Below are 26,308 nucleotides of genomic sequence, written 5' to 3'. Positions count from 1 at the left end.
CCCGGCGGCACTGCCGCCGGGCCCCGCTCGCGTGCGAGGGGTCCCGCGTCAGCCGAAGACGCCCAGCGCGCCGAGCGCGCAGCCGCCGCCCGCCAGGAAGAAGACCGGGGTGAGCACCTTCAGCTCCACCCAGCTCCCGGCCCGGAAGCGCATGAACTTCGGCGGTCCCATCGGGTACCAGCGGCGGCGGCCGATCGGGATCGGCCACAGGATCGGGCAGCCGGAGACGGTCAGCGCGTCACCGACGCAGTGCACGAGCGAGCCGAGCACGATGGGCAGCCCGATCCACAGGTAGTGCTGGCCGGGGTCGGTGAACAGCCAGTCCTTGCCGTTGCCCGGATTGTCGAGCACGTCGGCGAGCACCCAGGCGCTGGTGGCGCCGAGCAGCCACACCAGCACATCGCTGGACATCCGGGCCTGCCGCCACAGCAGTCCCTCGACGGCGAGCACCATGTGTATGAACAAGATGACCAGCACCACCCAGCGCCCGCCGTAGACCGCGCCGGCCGAGAAGCCGCCGCCGACCAGGACCGCCCAGAGCCAGGTGTGGGTGAGGGTGCGGTGGCCGCCCGCCCGTCGCGGGTCGCCCTGCATCCGGGTCGCCTTGTAGACGGCGTGCGCCAGGTGCTCGATGATCTTGCACAGCACGCGGGAGATCGGGCCGAACGCGCGCGAGATCGTCGCCGCCTGATGGTCCAGGTCGGGGGCGAGCGCGGCACCAGCACAGATCAGCGCACCGACGACGAGCGTCGGCCAGGGCATGGCATGATCCACACCCGCCGCGACCGCTCCGACGGCCAGCCAGGCCGCCGCTCCCGAGAGTGAGTGCGCAGGTCCCATCATGGTGGTGCTCAGCCCCCTACAAGGCCGCCCGCAGGCGGAGTTGACGCATCGTTGACGGCACACCATATCGTTGATGATCACCGCGGCCCGCTCCGGTTCCGCCGCGCGCCGCCGGTACAGGCAAGATGGTGGGGTGACCCTTATCGATCAGATGCCTCCCGCCCCGGACCCCGATGCCCTCTTCGAAGCGTTTTCGACGTGGGCCGAGGGTCAGGGGATCACTCTCTATCCGGCGCAGGAGGAGGCGCTCATCGAGGTGGTCTCTGGTGCGAACGTGATCCTTTCCACCCCCACCGGATCGGGAAAGAGCCTGGTCGCGGCCGGTGCGCACTTCGCCGCGCTGGCCCGGGACGAGGTCACCTTCTACACCGCGCCGATCAAGGCGCTGGTGTCGGAGAAGTTCTTCGACCTGTGCAAGCTGTTCGGCACCGAGAACGTCGGGATGCTGACCGGTGACGCCTCGGTCAACCCGGACGCGCCGGTGATCTGCTGTACCGCCGAGGTCCTCGCCTCCATCGCGCTGCGCGACGGCAAGAGCGCCGATGTCGGCCAGGTCGTGATGGACGAGTTCCACTTCTACGCGGAGCCGGACCGGGGCTGGGCCTGGCAGATCCCGATCCTCGAACTGCCCCAGGCGCAGTTCCTGCTCATGTCGGCGACGCTGGGGGACGTCTCCCGCTTCGAGGAGGATCTGACCCGCCGGACCGGCCGCCCCACGGCGGTCGTGCGCTCGGCGACCCGGCCGGTGCCGCTGTCGTACGAGTATGTGACGACGCCTTTGACGGAGACGCTGACCGAACTGCTGGAGACCCGGCAGTCCCCGGTCTACATCGTGCACTTCACGCAGGCGGCGGCCGTCGAGCGGGCCCAGGCGCTGATGAGCATCAACATGTGCACCAAGGCCGAGAAGGACGCCATCTCCGATCTGATCGGCCACTTCCGCTTCACCACCACCTTCGGCCGCAACCTCGCGCGCTTCGCCAAGCACGGCATCGGCGTCCACCACGCGGGGATGCTGCCCAAGTACCGGCGGCTGGTGGAGAAGCTCGCCCAGGCGGGTCTGCTGAAGGTCATCTGCGGCACCGACACCCTCGGGGTCGGCGTCAACGTGCCGATTCGCACCGTGCTGTTCACCGCGCTCACCAAGTACGACGGCACGCGGGTGCGGACGCTGCGGGCGCGGGAGTTCCACCAGATCGCGGGGCGCGCCGGGCGGGCCGGTTTCGACACCGCCGGGTTCGTGGTGGCGCAGGCTCCCGAGCACGTCATCGAGAACAAGAAGGCGCTCGCCAAGGCCGGGGACGACCCGAAGAAGATCCGCAAGGTGGTCCGCAAGAAGCCGCCCGAGGGCTTCGTCAACTGGTCGGATCTCACCTTCGAGAAGCTGATCGCCGCCGAGCCGGAGCCGCTGACCTCCCGCTTCCGCGTCACCCACACCATGCTGCTGTCGGTGATCGCCCGGCCCGGCAACGCCTTCGACGCGATGCGGCACCTGCTGGAGGACAACCACGAGGACCGCCGCCACCAGTTGCGGCACATCCGCCGGGCCATCGCCATCTACCGCTCGCTGGTCGACGGCGGTGTGGTCGAACGCCTCCCCGAGCCGGACGCCGAGGGCCGCATCATCCGGCTGACCGTCGAACTCCAGCAGGACTTCGCCCTCAACCAGCCGCTGTCCACCTTCGCCCTGGCCTCCTTCGAACTGCTCGACAAGGACTCCCCCTCCTACGCCCTGGACATGGTCTCGGTGGTGGAGTCCACCCTCGACGACCCGCGGCAGATCCTGGCGGCCCAGCAGAACAAGGCCCGTGGCGAGGCCGTCGCCGAGATGAAGATGGACGGTGTCGAGTACGAGGAGCGGATGGAGCGTCTTCAGGACGTCTCCTATCCCAAGCCCCTCGAAGAGCTGCTGTCGCACGCCTACGGCATCTACCGCCAGAGCCACCCGTGGGTCGGCGACCACCCGCTGTCGCCCAAGTCCATCGTCCGTGACATGTACGAACGCGCCATGACCTTCGGCGAGTTCACCTCCTACTACGAGCTGGCCCGCACCGAGGGCATCGTGCTGCGCTACCTGGCCGGCGCGTACAAGGCGCTGGAGCACACGGTGCCTGACGACCTGAAGTCGGAGGACTTCCAGGATCTGACGGCGTGGCTGGGCGAGTTGGTGCGCCAGGTCGACTCCAGCCTGCTGGACGAGTGGGAGCAGCTCGCCAATCCGGAGGTGGAGACGGCCGAGCAGGCGGCGGAGCGGGCCGACCAGGTCAAGCCGGTCACCGCCAACTCCCGCGCCTTCCGGGTGCTGGTGCGCAACGCGATGTTCCGCCGGGTCGAGCTGGCGGCGCTGGAGAAGTACCACCAGCTCGGCGAGTTGGACGCCGAGGCCGGGTGGGACGCCGACACCTGGGCGGAGGCGATGGACGCGTACTGGGACGAGTACGACGACCTCGGCACCGGTCCCGACGCGCGCGGCCCGAAGCTGTTGCAGATCGAGGAGCAGCCGGAGCACGGCTTGTGGCGGGTCCGGCAGACCTTCGCCGACCCCAACGGTGACCACGGATGGGGGATCTCCGCCGAGGTCGACCTCGCGGCCTCCGACGAAGAGGGCCGCGCGGTGATCCGGCTGACCGACGTCGGCGAGCTGTGATCCGGTGCACGACGAAGGGGACGCGATGACGAACCCGGCCGAGAGGCTGGTGGATCTGCTCGACCTGGAGCGGATCGAGCAGGACATCTTCCGCGGGCAGAGTCCGCAGGAGCGGTTGCAGCGGGTTTTCGGCGGCCAGGTCGCCGGGCAGGCGCTGGTCGCCGCGGGCCGCACCACCGACGGCGGGCGGCCGGTGCACTCGCTGCACGCGTACTTCCTGCGGCCGGGCCGGCCCGGCGTGCCCATCGTGTACCAGGTCGAACGGGTCCGTGACGGCCGTTCCTTCACCACCCGGCGGGTGGTGGCGATCCAACAGGGCCGGACGATCTTCAACCTGACCGCCTCCTTCCATCAGCCGGAACCGGGATTCGAGCACCAACTGCCGATGCCCGAGGTGCCCGAGCCCGACGACCTGCCGGGACTCGGCGAAGAGCTGCGTGCGCATCTGGACGTGCTGCCCGAGGCGCTGGAGCGGATGACCCGCCGCCAGCCCTTCGAGATCCGCTATGTGGAGCGGCTGCGCTGGACGCCCGAGGAGATCGAGGGCGCCGAGCCGCGCAGCGCGGTGTGGATGCGCGCGGTCGGGCAGCTCGGCGACGACCCGCTCGTGCACACCTGCGCTCTCACCTACGCCAGCGACATGATGCTGCTGGACGCCGTACGTGTGCCGATCGAACCGCTGTGGGGACCGCGGGGGTTCGACATGGCGTCCCTCGACCACGCCATGTGGTTCCACCGGCCGTTCCGCGCCGACGAGTGGTTCCTGTACCAGCAGGAGTCACCTGTCGCGACGGGTGCCCGCGGTCTGGCGCGGGGGCAGATCTTCGACCGGCGGGGACGTCTGCTGGTCTCGGTGATGCAGGAAGGGCTGTTCCGCAAGATCGGCGGCTGACCCGCGTCCGCGCAGCAGTCCCAGCAGCCCGCGTCGCGGGCGCCTGCCCTCCCCCACCGGCCTGCCCGGCGGCCGGGCGGCGCCCCGCTTCCGGTGCGGCGCCGCGTGCCGGGCCCGCTCGGGCGCGGGCCTTCCTCCCGTGTGCGGCCCGCCTGGCTCACTCGGCTCCGGCTCCGACTCCGACTCCAGCTCCGACTCCGGCTCTGCCTCTGCCTCTGGCTCCGGCTCCGGAAGTCGTTCAGGCTGCCGCGGCGCCCGCTCCACAGGCGGGAGGGCGAGCGGCGGACGGTCGGCTGGGGCGAACGCCGCGTGCGGTGCGGGCTGTTCGGTCCGGGCGCGGCCCAGCGCGTCCGCGAGGGCGACCAGGGCCAGCGCGATCTCGTCCGGATGGTCGGCGGTCGTGAGGCTTCTCGTCAGCTCGGGTGAGGCGAGCGGTCCCGGGCGGCCCGGCGGCAGCGCCGCACGGATTCCGCGCAGCCGGGCCCGGTCGAAGGGGTCGGACACGGCGTCGTCGGTCACCTCGGGACCGAGCAGCGCGGCCCAGACGGCGGCCTCGTCCCAGGCGTCATGGCAGTCCCGTACGAGCTGGGCGACCCGGCGGGACCGCCAGCCGAGGGCCCGCTGATCCTGCCCGGCGTCCAGCGCGTCACGCAGTCCTGCGGGCAGCCGCCCCTTCAGCATCGCGGGGCTCGCGGCGGCGAACTCCCTCAGCTCATGGCCGAGATACACCCACACCAGCGCCCGGTACCGGTTGACGTACCAGCGCACCGGGCGGATCAGCCCGAGCCTCGCCAGCCGTACGAGGCGGTCCCGGCTGATCCCGATCATCGCCGCGCCCTCGGTGCTGGTCACCAGTCGGAGCCGGTCGAGCAGCGCCTGTGGATGGCCTTCCGCGTCCCGCAGCCGGGTCACCTCGTCCACGGGCACCCGCCACTGGCCGCTGCCGCGCGAGACCGTGCGGATCTCGCCGAGTTGGAGCGCCAGCTCGAAGAGCGTGAAGTCCAGGCCCAGCTCCTCCCGCGCCCGGTTCAGCGTCAGCGTCTCCGGCGCCGCCCGCCCGCCTCCCGGCCCTTGTCCCGCCCCGCCGCCGGGCGTCCACGCCACCTGCCGCGTCTCGACGGTCGCCGTACCCGCGCTCGTCGCCGCCGCCGTCCCGGCCCTCGCTCCGGCCCTTGTACCGGAAGCCGCCGAGGCACCCGTCCCCGGCATCGAGGCGGGCACCGTCCCCGTCGTCGCCTTCGCGTTCTTCTTCGGCGTTGTCGTCGTTGTCTTGGCCGTCTTCGTCGTCTTCACTGTCGTCACTCCCCCGCGAACTTCGATCACTGACAGTGACGAATCTATCGCGTACGGACGACAGCCCGTTCGAAGCCTGTGGACAACTTCGGGACGCCCCGGCTCAGGAAGGTGCCGCGCCCGGTTGCCGGGGAGCCACGCCGAGGTGTTCGCCGACGCGGTGGACGAGCAGCGTCATCTCATAGGCGACCTGGCCGACATCGGCCTCCATGCCGCTGAGCACGGACAGGCAACTGCCGTCGCCCGCCGCGGTGACGAAGAGGAAGCCGTCGTCGAATTCGACCATCGTCTGGCGCACGCCGCCGACGGCGAACTGCCGCCCCGCGCCCTTGGCCAGGCTGTGGAAGCCCGAGGACACGGCGGCCAGGTGTTCCGCGGTCGGCCGGTCGAGATCGCCGCTGGCGCCCGTGACCAACCCGTCGTTGGAGAGTACGAGCGCGTGCTTCACGTGCGGCACCCGCTTCGTCAGGTCGTCGAGCAGCCACGCGAGCGGTTTGCCCACCGTCATTGCCTACCTCCCGTCTCCGCTGCGGTACGAGCCTGTCCTGCCGGGCCCGCTTCGGCAACCCCCTCTCGGGACGGGCGGCGCCCGACCGGAGCCGTGAAAGGAGGCGACCGGCGGAAATCAGCCGCCGCGTGGCGCGTACATGATGACACCCACTCCGACCAGGCAGATGACCGCTCCGACGATGTCGAATCGGTCGGGACGGTAGCCGTCGAGAGCCATCGCCCACAGGAGAGATCCGGCCACGAAGACCCCGCCGTAGGCCGCCAGGATCCGGCCGAAGTCGGCGTTGGGCTGGAGTGTGGCGACGAAGCCGTAGAGGCCGAGCGCGACGATTCCGGCCCCCGCCCAACCGACGCCGCGGTGTTCGCGCACCGCCTGCCAGATCAACCAGGCACCGCCGATCTCCAGGACGGCGGCGAGCAAGAAGAGCCCGATGGAGCGGAACGTGATCATGCGACCATGATGCATGGCCAGTTTCGAGAGCGGGCGCCGCCAGGTCAGGGAGTTCTTCGCCGCGAAGGCCGTGGGGTGGGAGAAGCGGTTCCCCGACGACACTCCCGTCTACGCGGCGGCGGTCGGCGAGTTGGGGCTGCGGCCTGGCGGCCGGGCACTGGACGCGGGCTGCGGTACGGCGCGGGCGCTGCCGCTGATGCGGGCCGTCGTCGGTGCGGCGGGCACGGTGGTCGGTGTCGATCTGACTCCGGAGATGCTGCGGGAGGCCGTCGCCCTCGGCCGGGGCCGGGACGGAGCGCTGATCGAGGCGGCCGGCGAGGAGCTTCCGTTGCGGGACGCGGCTTTCGACGCCGTCTTCGCCGCCGGACTCGTGCACCATCTGCCGGACCCGGCGGCCGGACTGCGCGAATTGGCCCGGGTGACCAGGTCCGGCGGCCGGTTGGCGCTCTTCCATCCGATCGGCCGCGCCGCACTCGCCGCCCGCCGCGGGCACGAACTGCGCGCCGACGACGTACGCGCCGAGCCGCAACTGCGTCCTCTGCTGGCCGCGACCGGCTGGGAGCTGGCATCGCTGGACGACTCCGCGGAGCGGTACCTGGCGGTGGCCGTCCGACACGCCTGACCCTGCTCGGGGCGGCGCCGCGCACATCGGCGGCGTCCAGGACCGCGGCGTCCAGGACCGTGCCCAGCGCGTCGGCGTGCTCCGCCAGTGAGTAGCCGACGTCCGCGGGGCGGTCGCTGACGCCGAAGCCGGGCAGGTCGACGAAGAGCGTACGGCGGTTCACGAGCGCGGGATGCGCCGATATGTGCGCGGTGTACGCGCCCGAAGCCGCTCCCAGTCCGTGCACATGGACGCGGACCGGCCCGTCGCCCGCCGCCTCCGTCCACCGCACGTACGCACCCTGCGGTCCGCATTCCGTCTGTCGCACCGCTGGCTCACCATCGCCCGCGCCACCAGCCGCGCCGAACTGGCCTGGCTGCGAACGACGTTGACCGCGCACGACGCGAAGAGCTGACCGCTCGGCCGGGAACGGGCCGACTCCGGGCGATCACCAGGTGCGGACCGTCGGGAAACCGGCCGTCCGGCGCCGTATCGCCCGAGCGGATTTCCGGCCATCGCGACCTCTCGACGCGGAGGTTACTCGCTGGTTAAGGTGCGCGGACGAGAGACGGCGGGCGAGGCGAGAGGGAACGACGGATGACCGCGGCCGAGAACCCGGAGGACGACGACGCGCTGTTCGTGCTGACGGCCGCGATGCTGACGCCGGGGCAGTTCCCGGGCGTCCTGGGGGACGACTATCCGGCCGCTTGCGCCGAGTTGGGGCTCGAACCGCTGGCCGACGGCTACGGCCTGGTCTTCGGGCAGGACGGCGGCGGGGCGCGCTGGACCGTGGCGACGACGGACACCGCCACGGTGGCGTGCGCGCTGGCGGCCTGGGACTGCGGACTCGAGTACGACCTGGCGCCCGACGAGAACAGCCTGGCCGCCTCGCTGCCGGGCTGGCCGCTGCCGGTCGCCGTCGCCGTACCCGGCATCCCCGCCCCGCACGACCCGCCGGACGAGGAGGGCGGCCGTACTCCGCTCTCCCCGCCCGACACCTCCGTCTGGGGTCCGCCGCAACGGCGCCTCGGGGCCGACGAGATCGCGGTCCGCTGGTTCGAGTGGCGCGACCAACTCGACGTACCGGCGGAAGCGGCTCAGGAGGCGGCCGAGGACGCGGCGGCGGACGCGAGCAGGGATGCGGATACGGGTACGGACGCAGGCACGGTCACCGACGCCGGAACAGCCGTCGGCACCGGGACGGAAGCCGAACCCCACAACCCGGCCGCCCCGCCGGCCATCTCGCACACCGGCATCCGCCGCGTCCTCGAAAGCGCGGAGGAGTACGTGCGCAATCCGCCGCCGCCCGGCCGCGTACGGGCCGCATATGGTGCGGTGCGGGCGGACGGACCCGGCTGGAGCCTGGTGGGCAGGACCGACGACATCGCCTTCGTGCTGCTGGACGACGCGCCCGGCGAGGTGCTGCCGGTCGGCCGCGGCGCCGCCCTGCCGCCGTTGCTGGAAGCCCTCAGCAAGCTGGCCGCGGCCCCGTCCTGACCGCGAAGCCGCTCGAAGAGCCGCGAACGCCCATCAGGGCACGCGGGAACCCGCAAGGACGCGCAAGCTCTGCAAAGCCCTGCAAGGCACCCCAGGGGCCCGGAAGCGCAAACCGCCGCATATTGCTGCCGAAAACCGCCGTCAGCCCGCTCTGACGTCCGCCACCACCGCGTCCGCCGCCTTGCGCGCGGCGACCAGCACCGGGTCCCACACGGGCGAGAACGGCGGCGCGTAGCCGAGGTCGAGCGCGACCATGTCCTCGACCGTCATCCGCGCGGTGAGCGCGACGGCCCCGACGTCGACCCGCTTGGCGGCGCCATCGCGGCCGACGATCTGGAGGCCGAGCAGCCGCCCTGTACCGCGTTCCGCGAGCATCTTGACGGTCATCGGGTCGGCGTCCGGGTAGTAGCCGGCCCTGCTGGTGGACTCGATGACGGCGGTCACGTAGTGGAGTCCGGCGCGGCGCGCCTGGGACTCCTTGAGGCCGGTGCGGGCGATCTCGACGTCGCAGACCTTGCTGACGGCGGTGCCGACGACCCCGGGAAAGGTGGCGTAGCCGCCGCCGATGTTGGTGCCGATGATGCGGCCGTGCTTGTTGGCGTGGGTGCCGAGGGCGATGTGCTGGAGGTCGCCGGAGACGAGGTTGAGGACTTCCACGCAGTCGCCGCCCGCCCAGACCCGCTCCTGGCCGCGTACCCGCATGGCCAGGTCGGTCAGCAGGCCGCCGTGCGCGCCCAGCGGCAGTCCCGCGTCGCGGGCGAGCGCGGTGCCGGGGCGTACGCCGATGCCCAGGATCACGATGTCGGCGGGGTATTCGGCGTCGTCGGTGGCGACCGCGCGGGCCCGGCCGTCGGCGCCGGTGAGCACCGCGCGGACGGCGGCGCCGGAGACGACACGGACGCCGAGTCCCTCCATCGCGTCGCGCACCAGGCGTCCCATGTCGGGGTCGAGGGTGCTCATCGGCTGCTCGGCGCGGTCGACGAGGGTCACGTCGAGGCCGTGCTTCAGCAGGGCCTCGGCCATCTCGACGCCGATGTAGCCGCCGCCGACCACCACGGCGCGGCGTACGCCGACCCCGTCGAGGCTGGCCAGGACGCGCTCGCCGTCGTCCAAGGTCTGCACGCCGTGCACGCCCGGTGCGTCGATGCCGGGGACGGGCGGCCGTACGGGTTCCGCGCCGGTGGCGACGACGAGGTGGTCGTAGCCGGTCCACTCCTCGCGGCCGTCGGCGTCCCGCGCCCGCACCCGGCCGGCGGCGAGGTCGATGTCGACCACCTCGGTGCCCATCCGCAGGTCGATGTCGCGCTCGCGGTGCTCCTCGGCGGTACGCGCGACCAGCGCGTCGGGGCCCGCGGTGTCGCCGCCGATCCAGTACGGGATGCCGCAGGCGGAGTACGAGGTGTGCCGTCCGCGCTCGAACGCGACGATCTCCAGGTCGTCCGCCGCTCTGCGGCGGCGGGCCTGGGACGCGGCCGACATCCCGGCGGCGTCACCGCCGATGACCACCAGACGCTCCGTCATCTTCCGTGGGTCCCCTTCCGCTTACGGTCCGCCGGAGTCCGAGGCCGGGGTCCGGGTCCGATCCGTACGGTTCTACGACCGGTCGGCCGGGTACGTCACCCGCCCGTCTCGGGAACCCTACGCGGCGGCGCGGCGGGACCCGGGAACGCAACCCCGTCAGACCTCTTTACGTCCATGACATGTCCCAGTAATCTCACGACCGTTCTCGCAGCAACTTGTTGCAGCAACTTGCGCAATTTATCCGGCCGTTCGTTCCGTGGCGCGCGGACGTACGGCTTCCTCCACCGGCCGCCCTCGCGGCCCCGTCCGAGGAGCACGACGTGACCGTCGCTTCGCGCCACAGATATCGACCAGGTCCGCTGACAGCCGTGGTGGCTGTCGTCTTGGGACTCCTGGCGACCCTGCTCCCCTCCCTGTCCACCGGTTCCGCGCACGCCGCCTCGGCGGCGGGCTCGAACACCGCAACCGTCTACTACTCCACCGCGACGACCAACTGGTCGTCGTACAACCTGCACTGGGCGCCCGACGGCGGGACCTGGACGACTGTGCCCGGCGTCGCCATGCAGAGCGCCTGCACCGGCTGGGTGAAGAAGACCGTCGACCTCGGCGCGGCCACCGGCTGGCAGGCGACCTTCAACAACGGCCAGGGCACCTGGGACAACAACGGCGGCAAGAACTACGCCCTGGGCACCGGCACCATCACCGTCAACAACGGCGCCATCGCCCACAGCGACCCGTGCGCGAGCGGCGGGGACCCGGGCGGCGGCGAGACGGGCAGCCCGTCCGGCACCTCGGCCACCGTCTTCTACTCCACCGCGACCGTCGGCTGGACCACCGTCAATCTGCACTACGCGCCCACCGGCGGCGCGTGGACGACCGTGCCGGGCATCGGCATGGAGGCGGCCTGCACCGGCTGGGTGAAGAAGACCGTCGACCTCGGCACGGCCGCGGGGCTCGCCGCCACCTTCAACAACGGCAACGGCACCTGGGACAACAACAACGGCGCCAACTACGCGCTGTCCAAGGGCGTCAGCACCGTCAAGGACACCAAGGTCACGGCCAACGCGGCCGATCCCTGCGCGGCCGTCGTCCCCGACACGACGCCGCCGACCGTCCCCGGCACGGTGAAGGCGACCGCGACCGACACCTCGATCGTGGTGACCTGGAATCCGTCGACCGACGACACCGGGGTCACGGGCTACCGGGTCACCAGGACCGGCGGCACCAAGGGCACGATCGTCACCAGTGTCGGCTCGACCGTCTTCTCCGAGTCCGGCCTGGAGGCGGACACCGCCTACACGTACACCGTCCAGGCGCTGGACGCGGCGGGCAACATCTCCGCCGCCTCCGCTCCGGCTCGGGCGACCACCGGCCACGCGCCGCCGCCCGCGACTCCGGGCACACCGATCGGCACGGACCCGCGCAAGGACCCGATCTACTTCGTGCTCACCGCGCGCTTCTACGACGGCGACACGAGCAACGACCGCGGCGGCAACCAGCACGTGGCGTCGGGGAACGCGGCCAACAACGACCCGATGTTCCGAGGTGACTTCAAGGGCCTGGTGCAGAAGCTCGACTACATCAAGGCGCTCGGTTTCTCGGCGATCTGGATCACGCCCGTGGTGCTCAACCGCAGCGACTACGACTACCACGGTTACCACGGCTGGGACTTCTACCGGGTCGACCCGCGCCTGGAATCGGCCGGGGCGTCGTATCAGGATCTGATCAACGCGGCTCACGCCAAGGGGATCAAGATCTACCAGGACGTGGTCTACAACCACAGTTCCCGGTGGGGCGCCAAGGGGCTGTTCGTGCCGACGGTCTACGGCGTCAGGGACTCGCAGTGGTCGTGGTACTACGACGAGAAGGAGCAGGGCTTCGAGTACGACGGTCTGACGATCGATCCCAAGACCGGCAAGTCGTACTACAACGGCGATCTGTGGTCCACGGCCGAGCCGTCCGGCAATACGTGCCTGAACTGGGGCAAGCCAACGGGGCAGAAGAGCCCCGAGGGCTACACGATCTACAACTGCCAGTGGCCGAACCCCACGTCGAAGATGTTCCCCGCGTCGCTCTACCACCAGTGCTGGATCGGCAACTGGGAGGGCGAGGACTCGCGTTCCTGCTGGCTCGCCGACGACCTCGCGGACTTCAACACCGAGAACGCGCAGGTGCAGAACTATCTGATCGGCGCGTACAACAAGTACATCGACATGGGGGTGGACGGCTTCCGCGTGGACACCGCCGTGCACATTCCGCGCGTCACCTGGAACCGGCGTTTCCTGCCCGCGATCCAGCAGCGCGAGGTCCAGGACTGGGGTCCCGACAAGGCGCGGAACTTCTTCGTCTTCGGTGAGGTCGGCGCTTTCGTCAACGACAAGTGGAACCGCGGATCGGTCAACCACTCGGCGCAGTTCTACACGTGGAAGGAGCGAAAGGAGTACAGCGCGGACGACGCCACCGCGTCGATCGAGCAGTACAACTACGAGGAGCAGCTCGGCACCGGAAACCAGCCGACGTCCGCGAACGCCTTCCTGGAAGGGAACGCTTATCACACCCCGGACCACAGCAAATTCTCCGGGATGAACATCATCGACATGCGCATGCACATGAATTTCGGTGACGCGCACAACGCCTTCAACAACGGCAAGGACTCGGACGACTCGACGAACGACGCCACGTACAACGTGGTCTATGTCGACAGCCACGACTACGGTCCCAACAAGTCGTCGGTGCGCTACACCGGCGGACAGGACGCGTGGGCCGAGAACATGGCGCTGATGTGGACCTTCCGCGGCATTCCGACGCTCTACTACGGGTCGGAGATCCAGTTCCAGGCCGGGAAGACGATCGACTGCGGGCCGAGTTGCCCGCTGGCGACGACGGGGCGCGCGTACTACGGCGACCATGTGGCGGGCACGGTGACGGCCTCGGAGTTCGGGAAGGTCGACAGTGCCTCGGGGGCGGTGGCCACCACTTTGGCGCAGCCTCTGGTCAAACACCTCCAACGGCTGAATCTGATCCGGCGCGCCATTCCGGCGTTGCAGATGGGCCAGTACAGCACCGAGGGGGTGAACGGCGGCGGCATGTCGTTCAAGCGCCGTTACACCGACACCGCGTCGGGCGTCGACAGCTTCGCGCTGGTGACGGTGACGGACGCGGCGTCCTTCAGCGGCGTCCCCAACGGCCGTTACGTGGACGCCGTCTCGGGTGACGTGCGGACCGTGACGGACGGGACGCTGGCCGTCGCGGCGCCCGGCAAGGGCGACATGCGGGTGTACGTGCTCGACCTGGGCGGCAAGAACGCGGCGCCCGGCAAGATCGGTACGGACGGCCCGTACCTGAAGTAGCCCGACCGGCCCGGCCGGCGGTGGAGGGTCTCTCCGCCGCCGGCCGGGCTCACGGGATCAGCCCCCGGCCCCCCGGCCGGGTTCACGGGACTAGCCCTCCGCCGCCAGCCGGGCCCTCGCCTCCATCAAGGCGAAGCCCAGCAGATTCAGCCCGCGCCAGGTGGCCGGGTCCGCGGCGCGCTCGTCGTCGGCGGCCAGTCCGATGCCCCAGACCCGGTCCATCGGACTGGCCTCGACCAGGACGCGGCCCCCGGTGCCGAGCAGATAGGCCAGCAGGTCGGGGTGCTGCCGGAATTTGTGGACATTGCCTTCGATGACCAGGCCGAAGCGCTCCGCTTCCCACACGGCCTGGTCGAAGCCGCGGACGGTGCGGCCGACGCTCTTGGCGGTCTTCGGGTGGCCCGCCGCGACAGCCCGCCGCTCGGCGTCGGGGTCGTCGAAGAGCCGGGCCTTGCCCGCCATCATCCAGTGCTCGGCGGTCGCGTAGGTGACGCCGTCGACGGTGAAGGGCGCGGGCCACCACTGGCTGAGGCAGCCGGCACCGACGCTTCCGTCGCGCTGCGGGCGGTGGCCCCAGAAGTACAGATACTTCAGCCGGTCCCCGGTGTGGTCGAGCAGGTCCTGGGTGGACCGGATGTCCGTCGCCATCGTCTGATCAGGCCCTCTCGTGCCGCGGCGACACGGGAACGGGACGTGTTCGCCCGGCTTCGGTGCCCTGGTCGCAGCGGCACACTATCGGGGGTCGTACCAGGTCAGCGACCTATTTGCCGACGGCTCACGCGCCGCAGCCGACGCCGCTGCGAGGAGTCGAGGGAGAAGTAGGCGACCGCGGGCACGCCCACGATGACCAGGACGACAGCCCAGAAGGGGATCCAGATCCACAGGAACAGACCCAACGCCACGCCACCGATGACGATCTTCGCGCGATTCGACATTTCCCCGCCTCCGTTCACGGCGGCAAGCGCCGCGCCCTCACCGCTTCTACCCAGGAGAACGCGCCGCGGACAACCGTGGTTCCCCCCGCGTCCCGAGGGCCGTATCCCTGTAACCGTAACGCCGGGACGCGGGGGGAACCAGGCCGGGCGTCAGCCCAGCCGGGCGGCCGGGGCCACGGAGGGCGCCGGAGCGGCGGTCAGCGCGGCCTTGCCGCGGGGCGCCGCGCCCGCACGGGTCGACAGCGCGCCGGAACCGCCGACCAGCGGCAGCCTCAGCACGGAGTGCGACAGGTCGACGGTGACCTTGGGGGTCGTGTCGGGCGGCAGGATGAGACCGCCGTCGGTGCCCGCGACGATCAGCGCGAGCCGGTGCCCCGCCGGTACGACGTGGTCGGTGGCCGCGAGCTGGACGGTCATCGTGTACGGCTTGCCCGGGGTGAGCGGCACGCCGTGGGAGAGCGACGCGTAGTGCCCGAGGTCGGCCCAGCCGCGGCTGAAGACCGTGTGGTCGACGGTCGTGGTGTCGGCGGCGGTGTCGAGGTAGCAGGCGCTGTCGCCCGCGGTGCTCTCCCCGTAGCAGGAGCGGGTGGCCAGGGTGGTGATGCCCTCGCCGTTGCCGAGGAAGTCACGGATGGTGGCCGGCCCGAGGTCGACCAGGACCGCCGACAGGTGCGCGCTGGTGGTGGACGAGGTGGCGGTCACGGTGAAGGTGCCGCCGCCGGACAGCCGCAGGTCCTTGGCGAGCGTCCCGGTGGTGAAGACGGTCTTGGCCGCGGTCGCGGTGTCGGCCGCCGCCGCCCAGTCCTCCTCCCACAGGTTCGGGTCGTCGGTGAACGACTCGGTGCTGCCGGGCCCGGCGTGCCGGGTGCCGAGCGTGCCCAGGCCGTCGGTGGCCGTCGGGCTCAGGCTGAGCGAGGTGGTGCGGGTCGTGGCGGGCGGCCACACGCGGTCGGTGGTCCAGTGGTCGACGGTGCGCTCGATGTCGGCCATCGGCTGCCGCTGGATGCCGTTGTCGACGCCCAGCAGATAGTGGTCGAACCAGCGCTGGAGGGTGGGGACCCAGTCGGTGCGCCGGTAGTCGAAGGGGTCGACGTGGCCGGTCTGCGACAGCCACACCTTGCGCTCGACGCCGTGCGCGGCGAGCGCCTGCCACCACTGGCCGAAGTGCTTGGTGCGGACGTTGAGATCCTGCATGCCCTGCACGGCGAAGACGCTGGCCCGTACCTTGCCCGCGTCCTTCACGTAGTCCCGCGCGGTCCAGAACGGCGTCCAGTCCCCGCTGCGCGGCGAGCCGTCGATGATCTTCTGCTGGGCGGCGGCGCAGTTGGCGTGCGCGCTGTCGCTCTCGACGTAGTCCGACAGCCACTCGGGGCCGTCCTGGAGCGCCGCGCCCTGGTGGAAGTAGTAGTCGTACCAGGAGGAGATGGAGCTGATCGGCACGATGGTCTTCAGGCCGCGCACCCCGGTGGCGGCGACGCCGTTGGCGATGGTGCCGTCCCAGCTCTTGCCGATCATGCCGACGTTGCCGTTGGTCCAGCCCGCGGAGACCGCGCGGCCGCCGGAGCGGGCGCTGTAGCCGCGGGCGCGGCCGTTGAGCCAGTCGACGACGGCCTTCGCGGACCGCACGTCGGAGGGGCCGCCGACGTCCACGCAGCCGTCGGAGCGGTCGGTGCCCGCGAGGTCGACCAGGACGGTCGCGTAGCCGCGGGGCACGAAGTAGTTGTCGTAGAACAGCGGCGCCTGGACGATGTTCCCGTTGGCGTCATAGGTCTTGAGCTGGCTCTCGTTGCCGCGTCCGCAGCAGGAGTAGTACGGGCTCGCGTCCATGATCACGGGGACCTTGCGCCCGGCGGCGGCGGGCTCCGAGGGGCGGACGATGTCCACCGCGACCCGGTCGGTGCGGCCGTCGCCGTCACCGTCGAGACCGGTGTCCACCCAGACGGCCTCGCGGATCGCGTTGGCGTAGGAGTAGTCGGGTTGGCTGAGACCGTGCCGTACGGTTCCGCCTCCTGCGCCGCCGGGGGTACCGGCGTACGCGGAGGACGGAGCGGTGAGTACGGCGGCCAGGGCGGCGAGTACCGCCACCACCACGGATATCCACTGGAAGCGGGCAGCCCGCGTGAGGGAGAGCACGCCAGAGGCTAGCGCCTGACCAGGCCACGTCAACAGGGGGCGTACGCAAGGTCCTGGGACGGCTGAGGCGGCAGGGGGGTGTGCGGAGGTGCTGGCCCCGCCGCCTCAACGGTCGTACGTCGTCGGCTACTTGTTGCCGGTCAGGCCCGCCCTGCGCAGGGCGTCGGCCATCGCGCCGCCGGGCGCGGGCTGTTGACCGCCGCCGCGGCGTGCGCCGCCCTGGCCCTGGCCGCCGCCCTGGCCCTGCCTGCCCTGGCCGCCGCCTTGCCGGTTCTGGCCCTGGCCGCCCTGTCGGTTCTGGCCCTGGCCGCCGCCCTGCCGGGGCGGTCCGCTGCGGCGCTCACCGCCGCCACCGGCCCCGCCGCCGCGCTGCTGGCGCCCGGCGCCCGGCTCGTCGTCCAGGCGCAACGTCAGCGAGATCCGCTTGCGCGGCAGGTCGACGTCCAGCACCTTCACGCGGACGATGTCACCGGGCTTGACGACCTCGCGCGGGTCGGACACGAAGGTGTCGGAGAGCGCGGAGACATGGACTAGGCCGTCCTGGTGGACGCCGACGTCCACGAAGGCGCCGAAGGCGGCGACATTGGTGACGACGCCTTCGAGGATCATCCCCGGCCTGAGGTCCTTCATCTCCTCGACGCCGTCCTTGAAGGTGGCGGTCTTGAAGGCCGGACGCGGGTCGCGGCCCGGCTTCTCCAGCTCGGCGAGGATGTCGGTGACGGTCGGCAGACCGAAGGAGTCGTCCACGAAGTCCTGCGGGCGCAGCGCCCGCAGCACCGGGCCGTTGCCGATCAGCGACTTGATGTCGGTCTTCGCGGTGCCGCTGATCCGCCGCACCACCGGATACGACTCGGGGTGCACGCTGGAGGCGTCCAGCGGGTCGTCGCCGTCCACGATCCGCAGGAAGCCCGCGCACTGCTCGTACGCCTTCGGGCCGAGCCGCGCGACCCCCTTGAGGTCCTTGCGGGTACGGAAGGGGCCGTTGGCGTCGCGGTGGGCGACGATGTTGCCCGCCAGGCCCTCGGTGATGCCCGAGACGCGGCGCAGCAGCGGTACGGACGCGGTGTTGACGTCCACGCCGACGCCGTTGACGCAGTCCTCGACGACCGCGTCCAGGGAGCGGGAGAGCTTCAGCTCCGACAGGTCGTGCTGGTACTGGCCGACGCCGATCGAGCGCGGGTCGATCTTCACCAGTTCGGCGAGCGGGTCCTGGAGGCGGCGGGCGATGGAGACGGCGCCGCGCAGGGACACGTCGAGCTCGGGGAGTTCGGCGGAGGCGTAGGCCGAGGCGGAGTAGACCGAGGCGCCCGCCTCGGAGACGACGGCCTTAGTGAGCTTCAGATCGGGGTGCAGCTTGATCAGGTCGGCGGCGAGCTTGTCGGTCTCGCGGGAGGCCGTGCCGTTGCCGATGGCGATCAGGTCGACGCGGTGGGCCTTCGCGAGCCGGGCGAGGGTGGCCAGCGACTCGTCCCACTTGTTGCGCGGCACGTGCGGGTAGATCGTGTCGGTGGCGACCACCTTGCCGGTGTCGTCGACCACGGCGACCTTGACGCCCGTGCGCAGGCCGGGGTCCAGGCCCATGGTGGCGCGGGTGCCCGCGGGCGCGGCGAGCAGCAGGTCGCGGAGATTCGCGGCGAAGACCCGTACCGCCTCGTCCTCGGCCTCCTGGCGGAGCTGGACGCGCAGGTCGATCCCGAGGCGGACCAGGAAGCGGGTGCGCCAGGCCCAGCGCACGGTGTCGCCGAGCCATTTGTCGGCGGGGCGTCCGCGGTCGGCGATGTCGAAGTTCTGCGCGATCCGCCGCTCGAAGCTGGACGGTCCCTCGGTGGGCTCCTCCGGCTCCAGGGTGAGGTCGAGGATCTCCTCCTTCTCGCCGCGGAGCATGGCCAGCACGCGGTGCGAGGGGAGCTTGGTGAAGGGCTCGGCGAAGTCGAAGTAGTCGGAGAATTTGGCGCCCGGCTCCTCCTTGCCCTCGCGCACCTTCGCGACGAGCCTGCCGCGCGTCCACATCCGGGTGCGCAGCTCGCCGACCAGGTCGGCGTCCTCGGAGAAGCGCTCGGTGAGGATGGAGCGCGCGCCCTCGAGCGCCGCCGCCGGGTCCTCCACGCCCTTGTCGGAGGAGACGTACTTCGCGGCCTCGGCCTGCGGGTCGGTCTCCGGATCGGCCAGCAGCAGGTCGGCCAGCGGTTCCAGACCCGCCTCACGGGCGATCTGGGCCTTGGTGCGGCGCTTGGGCTTGAAGGGCAGGTAGATGTCCTCCAGGCGCGCCTTGGAGTCGGCGGCCATGATCTGCGCCTTCAGCGCATCGTCCAGCTTGCCCTGGGACTCGATGGACTCCAGGACGGCCGCGCGCCGTTCGTCCAGCTCGCGCAGGTAGCGCAACCGCTCCTCGAGAGCGCGCAGTTGCGCGTCGTCCAGGGTGCCGGTGGCTTCCTTGCGGTACCGCGCGATGAACGGCACGGTCGCTCCGCCGTCGAGCAGTTCGACGGCGGAGCGCACCTGCCCTTCGCGTACGCCCAGTTCCTCGGCGATCCTGCGCTCGACCGATCCGTTACCGCTGATGATCTCGCTCCTCGTGTGCTCGGCTGTTCACTGCATGTTAGACGTCACCCGCCCGCGACCGGCCGCGGGCGGCGGGAACGATGCGCGGTTCCGGCTCGTTGTGCGGGTGCGGTGAGGCTGTTGACAGTGGCCCCCGCACCAGGCCCTGTCCCCGCCGAATCAGCTCACCGCAGCCGCTTTTCGAACCAGTGGTCCGCGTATGGGCTCGTGTTGTAGCGGGCGATCTCCCTGTAGCCGTGCTTGGCGTACAGCGCACGGGCCTCCACCAGGTCCTCGCGCGTGTCCAGGCGGATCGTGTCCGCGTGGAAGGTGTCGCGGGCGAGGGCTTCCGCGGCGCCGATGAGCAAGCCCGCGACGCCCTGGCCGCGGGCTTCGGGGCCGACATACATCCGGGTCAGCTCCATGGTGTGCGCGTCGAGGACGCGCAGGCCCACACAGCCGACCGGTACGCCGCGGGCAGGAGCGCCGGCGAGCCGGACGGCGAGGAATTCTCCGGTGGGTGGCACGAGATCGTCGCTGGGCTCCTCCGCGAGCACGGCGGAGACCTCGGCGTCGTCCGTCGGACGGCCGTAAAAGCGGCTGACCAGCTCGGTGTAGTAGCGGCGCAACAGCGTCGCCGCCTCGGGGCCGGTGATGGGTACAGGCGCGACCGCCCAGTCGGTCGCGTGCGTGTTGTTCGTCGTCACGCCGGACATCCTGGCAGCGCGTAGGTGGGGTTATCCCCAGGTTTTTCCGGGGTCTGCCACCCCGGGGAACCGGGTGATGGCGCCATGGTCGGGGATCAGTGGCAGTCCATAGCGTCGAGGTGTGGCCGGTCAGGCCAGACACCGGACGTCGAACCGGCCATCGCCGGACCCCGAGGAGCGCCCATGGCTACAGCGACCAGCACGATCATCGACGCGCCGGGACGGCGGTCCGACGGGACGGCGGGCCCGGACGCGGACTCCGCCGGTACGGGGGCGGGACCAGGATCGGGATCAGGCAGTGATTTCGCTCCGCTGCTGCGCGAGGTCAAGGCGGCCGGGCTGCTGCGGCGGCGCGTGGACCACTACGCGAAGTCGATCGCGCTGAATCTCGTGGCCGTCGCCGCGGTGTGGTCGGCGGTGGTGCTGGTCGGCGGGACGGGTTCGTGGTGGGTGGTGGCGCTCGCTCTGCCCGCGGCGGTGCTGGGGGCGCGTACCGCGTTCATCGGGCACGACGCCGGGCACCACCAGATCGCCGAGAGCCGTCGTACGAACCGGCTGATCGGGCTCGTCCACGGCAATCTGCTGCTGGGCATGGGCGCCGGCTGGTGGACCGACAAGCACAATCGGCACCACGCCAATCCGAACCATGTGGGCAAGGATCCGGACGTCGAGGTCGGCGCGCTGGTGTGGACGCAGGCGCAGGCGGTCGAGCGGGAGGGCTTCGCGCGCTTCCTGACCCGTCATCAGGCGCGGCTGTTCTTCCCGATGCTGCTGCTGGAGGGGCTGGCCCTGAAGGTGGCGAGTCTCCAGGAGCTGAAGCGGCAGGAGCCGCGGCAACGGCTGGTCGAGGGCTCGCTGCTGGTGGCCCACCTGGCGGGTTACGCGGCGCTGCTGCTGTTCGCGATGCCGGTGTGGCAGGCGGTCGTGTTCGCCCTCGTGCACCACGCGCTGTTCGGGCTGCACCTGGGCTGTGCCTTCGCGCCCAACCACAAGGGCATGGAGATGCCCGAGGAGGGCTCGCGCTGGGGTCATCTGCGCCGTCAGGTGCTCACCTCCCGCAATGTGCGCGGCAATCCGGTCACCGACTGGTTCCTCGGCGGGCTCAACTACCAGGTCGAACACCACCTCTTCCCCAGCCTCCCCCGCCCGCACCTGCGCCTCGCCCAGCCGCTGGTGCGCGCCCACTGCCGCCGTCTGTCCATCCCCTACACCGAGACCGGCCTGATCGACTCCTACGTCCAGGCCCTGTCCCACATGCACTCCGTGGGCGCCCCCCTGCGCTCCCCCGCCGTCTGAACTCCCCACCGCCGCCCCCCTTCCGCACCCCCGGCGGCTCAGCCGTCACGGTCGTAGACCGTGACGGCCACCCCGCGTTCCACGAGCCGCGCGGTCACCAGCGGCTCGACCCGCGCCCACCGCCCGCCTGCCAGACCGCAGCCGATCCTCGGCATGTGCACGGAGGCGCCCAGCTCCAACGCCCGGTCGCCGAGCGCCGCGAGGGCGGCGTCGATCGCCTCGTACCGCACCGGCACACCCTTGCTGCCGGTGCGCATGCCGCGCTGGCCGATCAGGTTGGCCACCCACACATAGCTGCCGACCCGCACCAACTGGAGTGCGCCGAGGCCGAAGTCGTTGCGCGCCCGCTCCCGGTGCCAGCGCCGGTAGGCGGCCTCGGGCTCCGGCCAGCGGCGCGACACGGCGACGACGAAGCCCTTGCCCCAGCCGCCCAGGTCGTTGCAGACATGCGCGATGACTTTGACGCCCTTGCCCTGTGGTGCGGTGGCGTCTCCCCGCACATACGTGATCTCCCCCATGCCGCCACGGTAAGCGCGACCACTGACAACGCGCCCGCGCTTAAAGCGACGACGGGTGGTGGGTGGTGTGGAGCCAGGCGGTGAACAGCGGGGTGAGGTCGTGGGGGGTGAGGCGTTGGCAGAAGGCGGTGAAGTCGGCGGTGGTGGCGTTGCCGTGGCGGCGGGCGGCGGGCCAGGTGCGGAGGAGGGTGGCGAAGGCGGTCGGGCCGAGGGCTTCGCGGAGTTGGTAGAGGACGAGGGCGCCGCCGCCGTACACGGGGGCGTCGGAGATGCGGTCGGGGCCGGGCGGCGCGGCGGGCGGGAAGGCGCTGTTGGCGGGGTCGGCCAGGGCCGCTGCGGCGCTCCGCTCGACGGTGCGCCCGCCTTCGTGCTCCTGCCACAGCCACTCGGCGTAGGTCGCGAAGCCCTCGTTGAGCCACATGTCCTGCCAGGCGGCGGGCGTGACGGAGTCGCCGAACCACTGGTGGGACAGTTCGTGGACGAGGGTGTCCAGCGGCACGGCGGGGTCGCCCGGCTCGCCGTCGCCGGGGAAGACCGGCTTCGTCTGGGCCTCCAGCGCGTACCCGACCCGCCCGCTCGGCAGGTGGTCGACGATCGCGCCGACGGACGAGAAGGGATAGGGCCCGAACAGCCCGCTCTCCCAGTCCACGATCTCCGGGATACGGCGCAGCGCCGCCGCCGTCGTCGGGTCGTCGGAGCGCGGGTCGACCGCCACGTAGACCGGCACCCCGCCACCGGTACGGGACCGCGTGATGTCGAAGTGCCCGATGGCGACGGTGGCCAGATACGTCGCCATCGGCTCCTTGGCGCGCCAGTGGAACGCGGTCTCGCCGCCGCGGTCGGCGCTGTCGACCAATTCGCCGTTGGACACGGCGGTGAGACCGTGGGGGACGGTGACGGTGATGTCGTAGGCGGCCTTGTCCGAGGGGTGGTTGTTCGAAGGGAACCAGGCCATGGCGCCGACCGGTTCGCCCAGGGCGAGCGCGCCGTCGTCGGTACGGAACCAGCCCTCGTGCGAGCCGTCCGGGTCGGTGAGGGTCGGCGGGACGCCTTCGTACGTCACGGTCGTCTCGAAGCGCGCGCCGTCGCGCAGCGGCGTCGCGGGCGTGACCCTCAGCTCGCTGTCCGCGCGGTCCACGGCGGCGCTCCGCCCGTCGACGGTCACGCGGGTGACGGTGAGCCCCGACAGGTCGAGGTCGAAGCGCGCGAGCGGCTGGGTGGCGGTGGCGGTGACGACCGCCGTGCCGCGCAGCTTTCCTGAGCCGGGGTCGTACGCGAGGTCGAGGCCGTAGTGCGTGACGTCGTATCCGCCGTTGCCCGCCCGCGGGAAGAGCCGGTCGCCGACGCCGGGCGCCCCGACGTCGGCGGAGCCCGAGGCGTGGCCCGTACGGTCGGGGGCCGTACGGTCGGCGGCCGTACGGTCGGGGGCCGTACGGTCGGCGGCCGTACGGTCGGGGGCCGCCGTGCCGTCGCCGGAGCACGACAGGCAGCACGCCAAGGAGCACGCGAGCAGGATCGGCAGGGCCGCGCGCGGCGGCGGGAACAGGCGCACGCGGGCCAGCGTACGAGGCTCGGGGCCGGGCGGAGGCGTCCGCCGTACGGCGTGCGAGGACTTTCACAGCGCTGGTGCGACAGCGATACTGTCCAGGTGCCCCAGACCGCTCTCACCATCGACGAGCTGGCCGGCCGCGCCGGGGTGACGGTGCGCACCGTCCGCTTCTACAGCGCCCGCGGCCTGCTCCCGCCGCCCGACATCGGTCCGCGCCGGGTGGGCCGATACGGCTCCGCGCACCTGTCCCGGCTGGCGCTGATCGAGGAGTTGCGGCACCAGGGCCTCACCCTGGCGGCGATCGAGCGCTATCTCCAGCAGCTCCCCGCCGACATCAGCGCCCACGACCTGGCGATCCACCGCGCCCTGGTGGCGTCCTGGCTGCCGGAGGGCAGCCAGGAGATCGACCGGGAGCGGCTCGAACGCCGCGCGGGGCGCCCGCTGGACGACGCGGACCTGGACCGGCTCGCGGCCATGAACGTGCTGGAGCGCACCGACGACCCCGACGCCTTCCGGGTGGATCCGGGCATCCTGCACCTGGGGGTGCGGCTGCTGGACGTGCCCTTCCCCGTGGAGACGGTCCTGGCCGCGCGCGAGGTGATGCTGGAGCACGCGCGGGCCGCCGCCCACGAGCTGGGCCGGATCTTCCTGGACGAGGTGGGGGAGCCGGACCGCCCGGAGCGGATGCGGTCGCTGTCGGCCCAGATGCAGCCGCTGGTCGTACAGGCGCTGGTCACCGCCTTTCAGCGGTCGCTGAAGGAGGAGCTGCGGGCCTGGCCGGTGCCCTCGCCGAAGCCGGACTCCGAGCAGAACCCGCAGCGTTCCCCGTAGTGCCTGAGCGCCTGCACCTCAGCGCCCGTCCGTGAACGTCTCCCCGCTCTCGGCCTTCGCCACCAGCAGCGCGGGCGGTGCGAAACGCTCGCCATAGGTGTCGGCCAGTTCGCGGGCGCGGGCGGTGAAGCCCGCGACGCCGCCCTCGTAGCCGTTGATGTACTGAAGGACGCCGCCGGTCCAGGCGGGGAAGCCGATGCCGAGGATGGAGCCGATGTTGGCGTCGGCGACCGAGGTGAGGACGCCCTCTTCGAGCAGCCGGACCGTGTCCAGCGACTCCGCGAAGAGCATCCGCTCCTGCATGTCGCGCATCGGGATCTCGATGCCGGGTTTACCGAAATGCTCCGCAAGACCGGGCCACAGCCGGGTACGGCGGCCGTCCGCGTAGTCGTAGAAGCCCGCGCCGCCGCTGCGCCCGGTCCGCTCGAACTCGTCCACCATGCGGTCGATGACCCGCTCGGCCGGGTGCTCCTGCCACTGGCCGCCCTCCGCCTCGATCGCGGTACGCGTCTCGCGGCGGATCTTGCGCGGCAGGGTGAGCGTCAGCTCGTCGAGGAGCGACAGCACCTTGGCGGGGTAACCCGCCTGGGCCGCGGCCTGTTCGACGGAGGCCGCCGCGACGCCCTCGCCGACCATGGCGACGCCCTCGTTGATGAAGTGGCCGATGACGCGGGAGGTGAAGAAGCCGCGCGAGTCGTTGACGACGATCGGCGTCTTGCGGATCTGCCGCACCAGGTCGAAGGCGCGGGCCAGCGCCTCGTCACCGGTCCGCTCGCCCTTGATGATCTCCACCAGCGGCATCTTGTCGACCGGCGAGAAGAAGTGCAGGCCGATGAAGTCGTCCTGCCGCCGCACGCCTTCGGCGAGCGCCGAGATGGGCAGCGTGGAGGTGTTGGAGCAGAGCAGCGCGTCGGGCGCCACGATGTGCTCGATCTCCTGGAAGACCTTGTGCTTGAGCGTGGCGTCCTCGAAGACCGCCTCGATGACGGCGTCACAGCCCACAAGGTCCGCCGGGTCGGCGGTCGGGGTGATCCGGGCGAGCAGCGCGTCCCGCTTGTGCGGGGTGGTGCGGCCCTTGGCCAGCGCCTTGTCGAGCAGCGTCACGGAGTACGCCTTGCCGCGCTCGGCGGCCTCCGCGGTGACGTCCTTGAGGACGACGTCGATTCCGGCGCGCGCGCAGGAGTACGCGATGCCCGCGCCCATCATGCCCGCGCCGAGGACGGCGACCTTGGTGACCGGCCGGGCCGGGACGCCCTCGGGGCGGCTGGCGCCGGAGTTGACGGCCTGCATGTCGAAGAAGAACGCCTGGATCATGTTCTTCGAGGTCCGGCCGCAGGCCAGCTCGGTGAAGTAGCGGGCCTCGATGAGGGTGGCGGTGTCGATGTCGACCTGCGAGCCCTCGACGGCGGCGGACAGGATCGCCAGCGGCGCCGGGTAGGGCGCGCCCGCGAGCTGCTTGCGCAGATTGGCGGGGAAGGCCGGCAGATTCGCCGCGAAGGCGGGACTCTTCGGGGTGCCGCCGGGGATCTTGTAGCCGGGGGTGTCCCAGGGCTGCCGGGCGTCGGGGTGGGCCAGGACGTACGCCCGCGCGCTCGCCAGCATGGCGTCCCGGTCGGTGGCGACCTCGTGGATGAGACCGGCCTCCAAAGCGCGCTGCGGCGCGTACTGCCGGCCCTGGAGCAGGACCTTCAGCAGCGCGTCGGCGATGCCGAGCAGCCGGACGGTGCGGACGACTCCGCCCCCGCCGGGCAGCAGGCCGAGCGTCACCTCGGGCAGGCCGATCTTGGTGCCGGGCGTGTCGAGCGCGATGCGGTGGTGGCAGGCCAGCGCGATCTCGTAACCGCCGCCGAGCGCCGCTCCGTTGATGGCCGCGACGACCGGCTTGCCGAGGGTTTCCAGGCGGCGCAGGCGGCGCTTGATGCGCAGCGATCCGGCGAGGACGTCGGCCGCGTTCTCCGGGGTGGCGCGGATCAGGTCGCGCAGGTCGCCGCCCGCGAAGAAGGTCTTCTTCGCGGAGGTGACGATGATGCCGCGCACGCCGTCGAGTTCGGCTTCGAGGCGGTCGAGGGTGGCGTCGAGGGAATCGGCGAAGGCCGCGTTCATGGTGTTCGCGGACTGCGCGGGGTCGTCCAGGACCAGGGTGACGATGCCGTCGGTGTCCTGCTCCCAGCGGATGGTGGTGGACTCGCTCAT

21 protein-coding genes are annotated in these 26,308 nt (G+C 71.5%); 8 read left to right on the top strand and 13 right to left on the bottom strand.

Annotated features, from left to right (window positions below; all coding sequences use genetic code 11):
- Positions 1 to 48 precede the first annotated feature (48 nt).
- Positions 49 to 843, bottom strand: a complete 795-nt coding sequence (locus ACFY9V_RS26565) for a metal-dependent hydrolase (RefSeq protein WP_355346630.1) — start codon at positions 841 to 843, stop codon at positions 49 to 51.
- A gap of 133 nt (positions 844 to 976) precedes the next feature.
- On the opposite strand from ACFY9V_RS26565, the gene ACFY9V_RS26560 reads away from it, so the two are divergent.
- A complete protein-coding gene (locus tag ACFY9V_RS26560) occupies positions 977 to 3,490 on the top strand; it encodes a DUF3516 domain-containing protein (protein WP_391045692.1) in 2,514 nt (837 codons plus the stop codon).
- A 25-nt stretch (positions 3,491 to 3,515) separates the two neighbouring features.
- Positions 3,516 to 4,382, top strand: a complete 867-nt coding sequence (locus ACFY9V_RS26555) for an acyl-CoA thioesterase II (RefSeq protein ID WP_355346636.1) — start codon at positions 3,516 to 3,518, stop codon at positions 4,380 to 4,382.
- Here ACFY9V_RS26555 and ACFY9V_RS26550 read toward each other — a convergent pair.
- The 3 genes from ACFY9V_RS26550 to ACFY9V_RS26540 form a co-directional block, all read right to left on the bottom strand.
- On the bottom strand, positions 4,269 to 5,675 hold the full coding sequence (locus ACFY9V_RS26550) for a DUF6397 family protein (RefSeq protein WP_391163247.1): 1,407 nt from the start codon (positions 5,673 to 5,675) through the stop codon (positions 4,269 to 4,271). The genes ACFY9V_RS26555 and ACFY9V_RS26550 overlap by 114 nt on opposite strands.
- 103 nt (positions 5,676 to 5,778) lie before the next feature.
- The gene (locus tag ACFY9V_RS26545; protein ID WP_188284368.1) at positions 5,779 to 6,183 is read right to left on the bottom strand and encodes a roadblock/LC7 domain-containing protein; all 405 of its coding nucleotides are present in this window, start codon (positions 6,181 to 6,183) and stop codon (positions 5,779 to 5,781) included.
- Positions 6,184 to 6,300: 117 nt separating this feature from the next.
- Entirely contained in the window at positions 6,301 to 6,636 is a 336-nt protein-coding gene (locus ACFY9V_RS26540; protein WP_355346642.1) for a YnfA family protein, read from the bottom strand.
- 13 nt (positions 6,637 to 6,649) lie between these two features.
- Here ACFY9V_RS26540 and ACFY9V_RS26535 point away from each other — a divergent pair, with 13 nt between their 5' ends.
- The 3 genes from ACFY9V_RS26535 (at position 6,650) to ACFY9V_RS26525 (ending at position 8,734) form a co-directional block, all read left to right on the top strand.
- Complete coding sequence (locus tag ACFY9V_RS26535; RefSeq protein ID WP_391163246.1) at positions 6,650 to 7,258, top strand: methyltransferase domain-containing protein; 609 nt, start codon at positions 6,650 to 6,652, stop codon at positions 7,256 to 7,258.
- A gap of 226 nt (positions 7,259 to 7,484) precedes the next feature.
- On the top strand, positions 7,485 to 7,652 hold the full coding sequence (locus tag ACFY9V_RS26530) for a hypothetical protein (RefSeq protein WP_391163245.1): 168 nt from the start codon (positions 7,485 to 7,487) through the stop codon (positions 7,650 to 7,652).
- 182 nt (positions 7,653 to 7,834) lie between these two features.
- Positions 7,835 to 8,734, top strand: coding sequence for a hypothetical protein (locus ACFY9V_RS26525; RefSeq protein WP_391163244.1), 900 nt, complete (start codon positions 7,835 to 7,837; stop codon positions 8,732 to 8,734).
- 141 nt (positions 8,735 to 8,875) lie between these two features.
- Here ACFY9V_RS26525 and ACFY9V_RS26520 read toward each other — a convergent pair whose 3' ends face one another.
- Positions 8,876 to 10,255, bottom strand: coding sequence for an FAD-dependent oxidoreductase (locus ACFY9V_RS26520; RefSeq protein WP_391163243.1), 1,380 nt, complete (start codon positions 10,253 to 10,255; stop codon positions 8,876 to 8,878).
- 359 nt (positions 10,256 to 10,614) lie between these two features.
- Here ACFY9V_RS26520 and ACFY9V_RS26515 point away from each other — a divergent pair, with 359 nt between their 5' ends.
- On the top strand, positions 10,615 to 13,605 hold the full coding sequence (locus ACFY9V_RS26515; RefSeq protein ID WP_391163276.1) for a carbohydrate binding domain-containing protein: 2,991 nt from the start codon (positions 10,615 to 10,617) through the stop codon (positions 13,603 to 13,605).
- Between the two features lie 90 nt (positions 13,606 to 13,695).
- Here the strand turns inward: ACFY9V_RS26515 and ACFY9V_RS26510 are convergent, their stop codons facing one another.
- The 5 genes from ACFY9V_RS26510 to ACFY9V_RS26490 all read right to left on the bottom strand — a co-directional run bounded on the left by ACFY9V_RS26510 (position 13,696) and on the right by ACFY9V_RS26490 (position 19,921).
- On the bottom strand, positions 13,696 to 14,253 hold the full coding sequence (locus tag ACFY9V_RS26510; protein WP_355346657.1) for an NADAR family protein: 558 nt from the start codon (positions 14,251 to 14,253) through the stop codon (positions 13,696 to 13,698).
- A 104-nt stretch (positions 14,254 to 14,357) separates the two neighbouring features.
- The gene (locus tag ACFY9V_RS26505) at positions 14,358 to 14,540 is read right to left on the bottom strand and encodes a hypothetical protein (protein ID WP_391163242.1); all 183 of its coding nucleotides are present in this window, start codon (positions 14,538 to 14,540) and stop codon (positions 14,358 to 14,360) included.
- Positions 14,541 to 14,690: 150 nt separating this feature from the next.
- Positions 14,691 to 16,673 (bottom strand): Xaa-Pro dipeptidyl-peptidase, encoded by a 1,983-nt coding sequence (locus ACFY9V_RS26500; RefSeq protein WP_391163241.1) that lies wholly within the window; start codon positions 16,671 to 16,673, stop codon positions 14,691 to 14,693.
- A 126-nt stretch (positions 16,674 to 16,799) separates the two neighbouring features.
- Positions 16,800 to 19,235: a Tex-like N-terminal domain-containing protein gene (locus tag ACFY9V_RS26495; protein ID WP_391163274.1), complete on the bottom strand. Its 2,436-nt coding sequence runs from the start codon at positions 19,233 to 19,235 to the stop codon at positions 16,800 to 16,802.
- A 164-nt stretch (positions 19,236 to 19,399) separates the two neighbouring features.
- A complete protein-coding gene (locus tag ACFY9V_RS26490) occupies positions 19,400 to 19,921 on the bottom strand; it encodes a GNAT family N-acetyltransferase (RefSeq protein ID WP_391163240.1) in 522 nt (173 codons plus the stop codon).
- A 183-nt stretch (positions 19,922 to 20,104) separates the two neighbouring features.
- Between ACFY9V_RS26490 and ACFY9V_RS26485 the strand changes: the two genes are divergently transcribed.
- On the top strand, positions 20,105 to 21,217 hold the full coding sequence (locus ACFY9V_RS26485) for a fatty acid desaturase (RefSeq protein ID WP_391163238.1): 1,113 nt from the start codon (positions 20,105 to 20,107) through the stop codon (positions 21,215 to 21,217).
- Between the two features lie 38 nt (positions 21,218 to 21,255).
- Here the strand turns inward: ACFY9V_RS26485 and ACFY9V_RS26480 are convergent, their stop codons facing one another.
- Complete coding sequence (locus ACFY9V_RS26480) at positions 21,256 to 21,735, bottom strand: macro domain-containing protein (protein WP_391045717.1); 480 nt, start codon at positions 21,733 to 21,735, stop codon at positions 21,256 to 21,258.
- 40 nt (positions 21,736 to 21,775) lie between these two features.
- Entirely contained in the window at positions 21,776 to 23,287 is a 1,512-nt protein-coding gene (locus tag ACFY9V_RS26475; protein WP_391163237.1) for a M1 family aminopeptidase, read from the bottom strand.
- A 96-nt stretch (positions 23,288 to 23,383) separates the two neighbouring features.
- Here ACFY9V_RS26475 and ACFY9V_RS26470 point away from each other — a divergent pair, with 96 nt between their 5' ends.
- Complete coding sequence (locus ACFY9V_RS26470; protein ID WP_391163236.1) at positions 23,384 to 24,115, top strand: MerR family transcriptional regulator; 732 nt, start codon at positions 23,384 to 23,386, stop codon at positions 24,113 to 24,115.
- A gap of 18 nt (positions 24,116 to 24,133) precedes the next feature.
- On the opposite strand, the gene ACFY9V_RS26465 is transcribed toward ACFY9V_RS26470, so the two are convergent.
- The gene (locus ACFY9V_RS26465) at positions 24,134 to 26,308 is read right to left on the bottom strand and encodes a 3-hydroxyacyl-CoA dehydrogenase NAD-binding domain-containing protein (protein ID WP_391163234.1); all 2,175 of its coding nucleotides are present in this window, start codon (positions 26,306 to 26,308) and stop codon (positions 24,134 to 24,136) included.

The sequence above is a fragment of the Streptomyces sp. NPDC008317 genome (genome assembly GCF_042955955.1).
GTDB lineage: Bacteria > Actinomycetota > Actinomycetes > Streptomycetales > Streptomycetaceae > Actinacidiphila.
The sequence above is the reverse complement of the archived record's forward strand: the minus strand, read 5'-3'. Positions and strand labels throughout refer to the sequence as shown.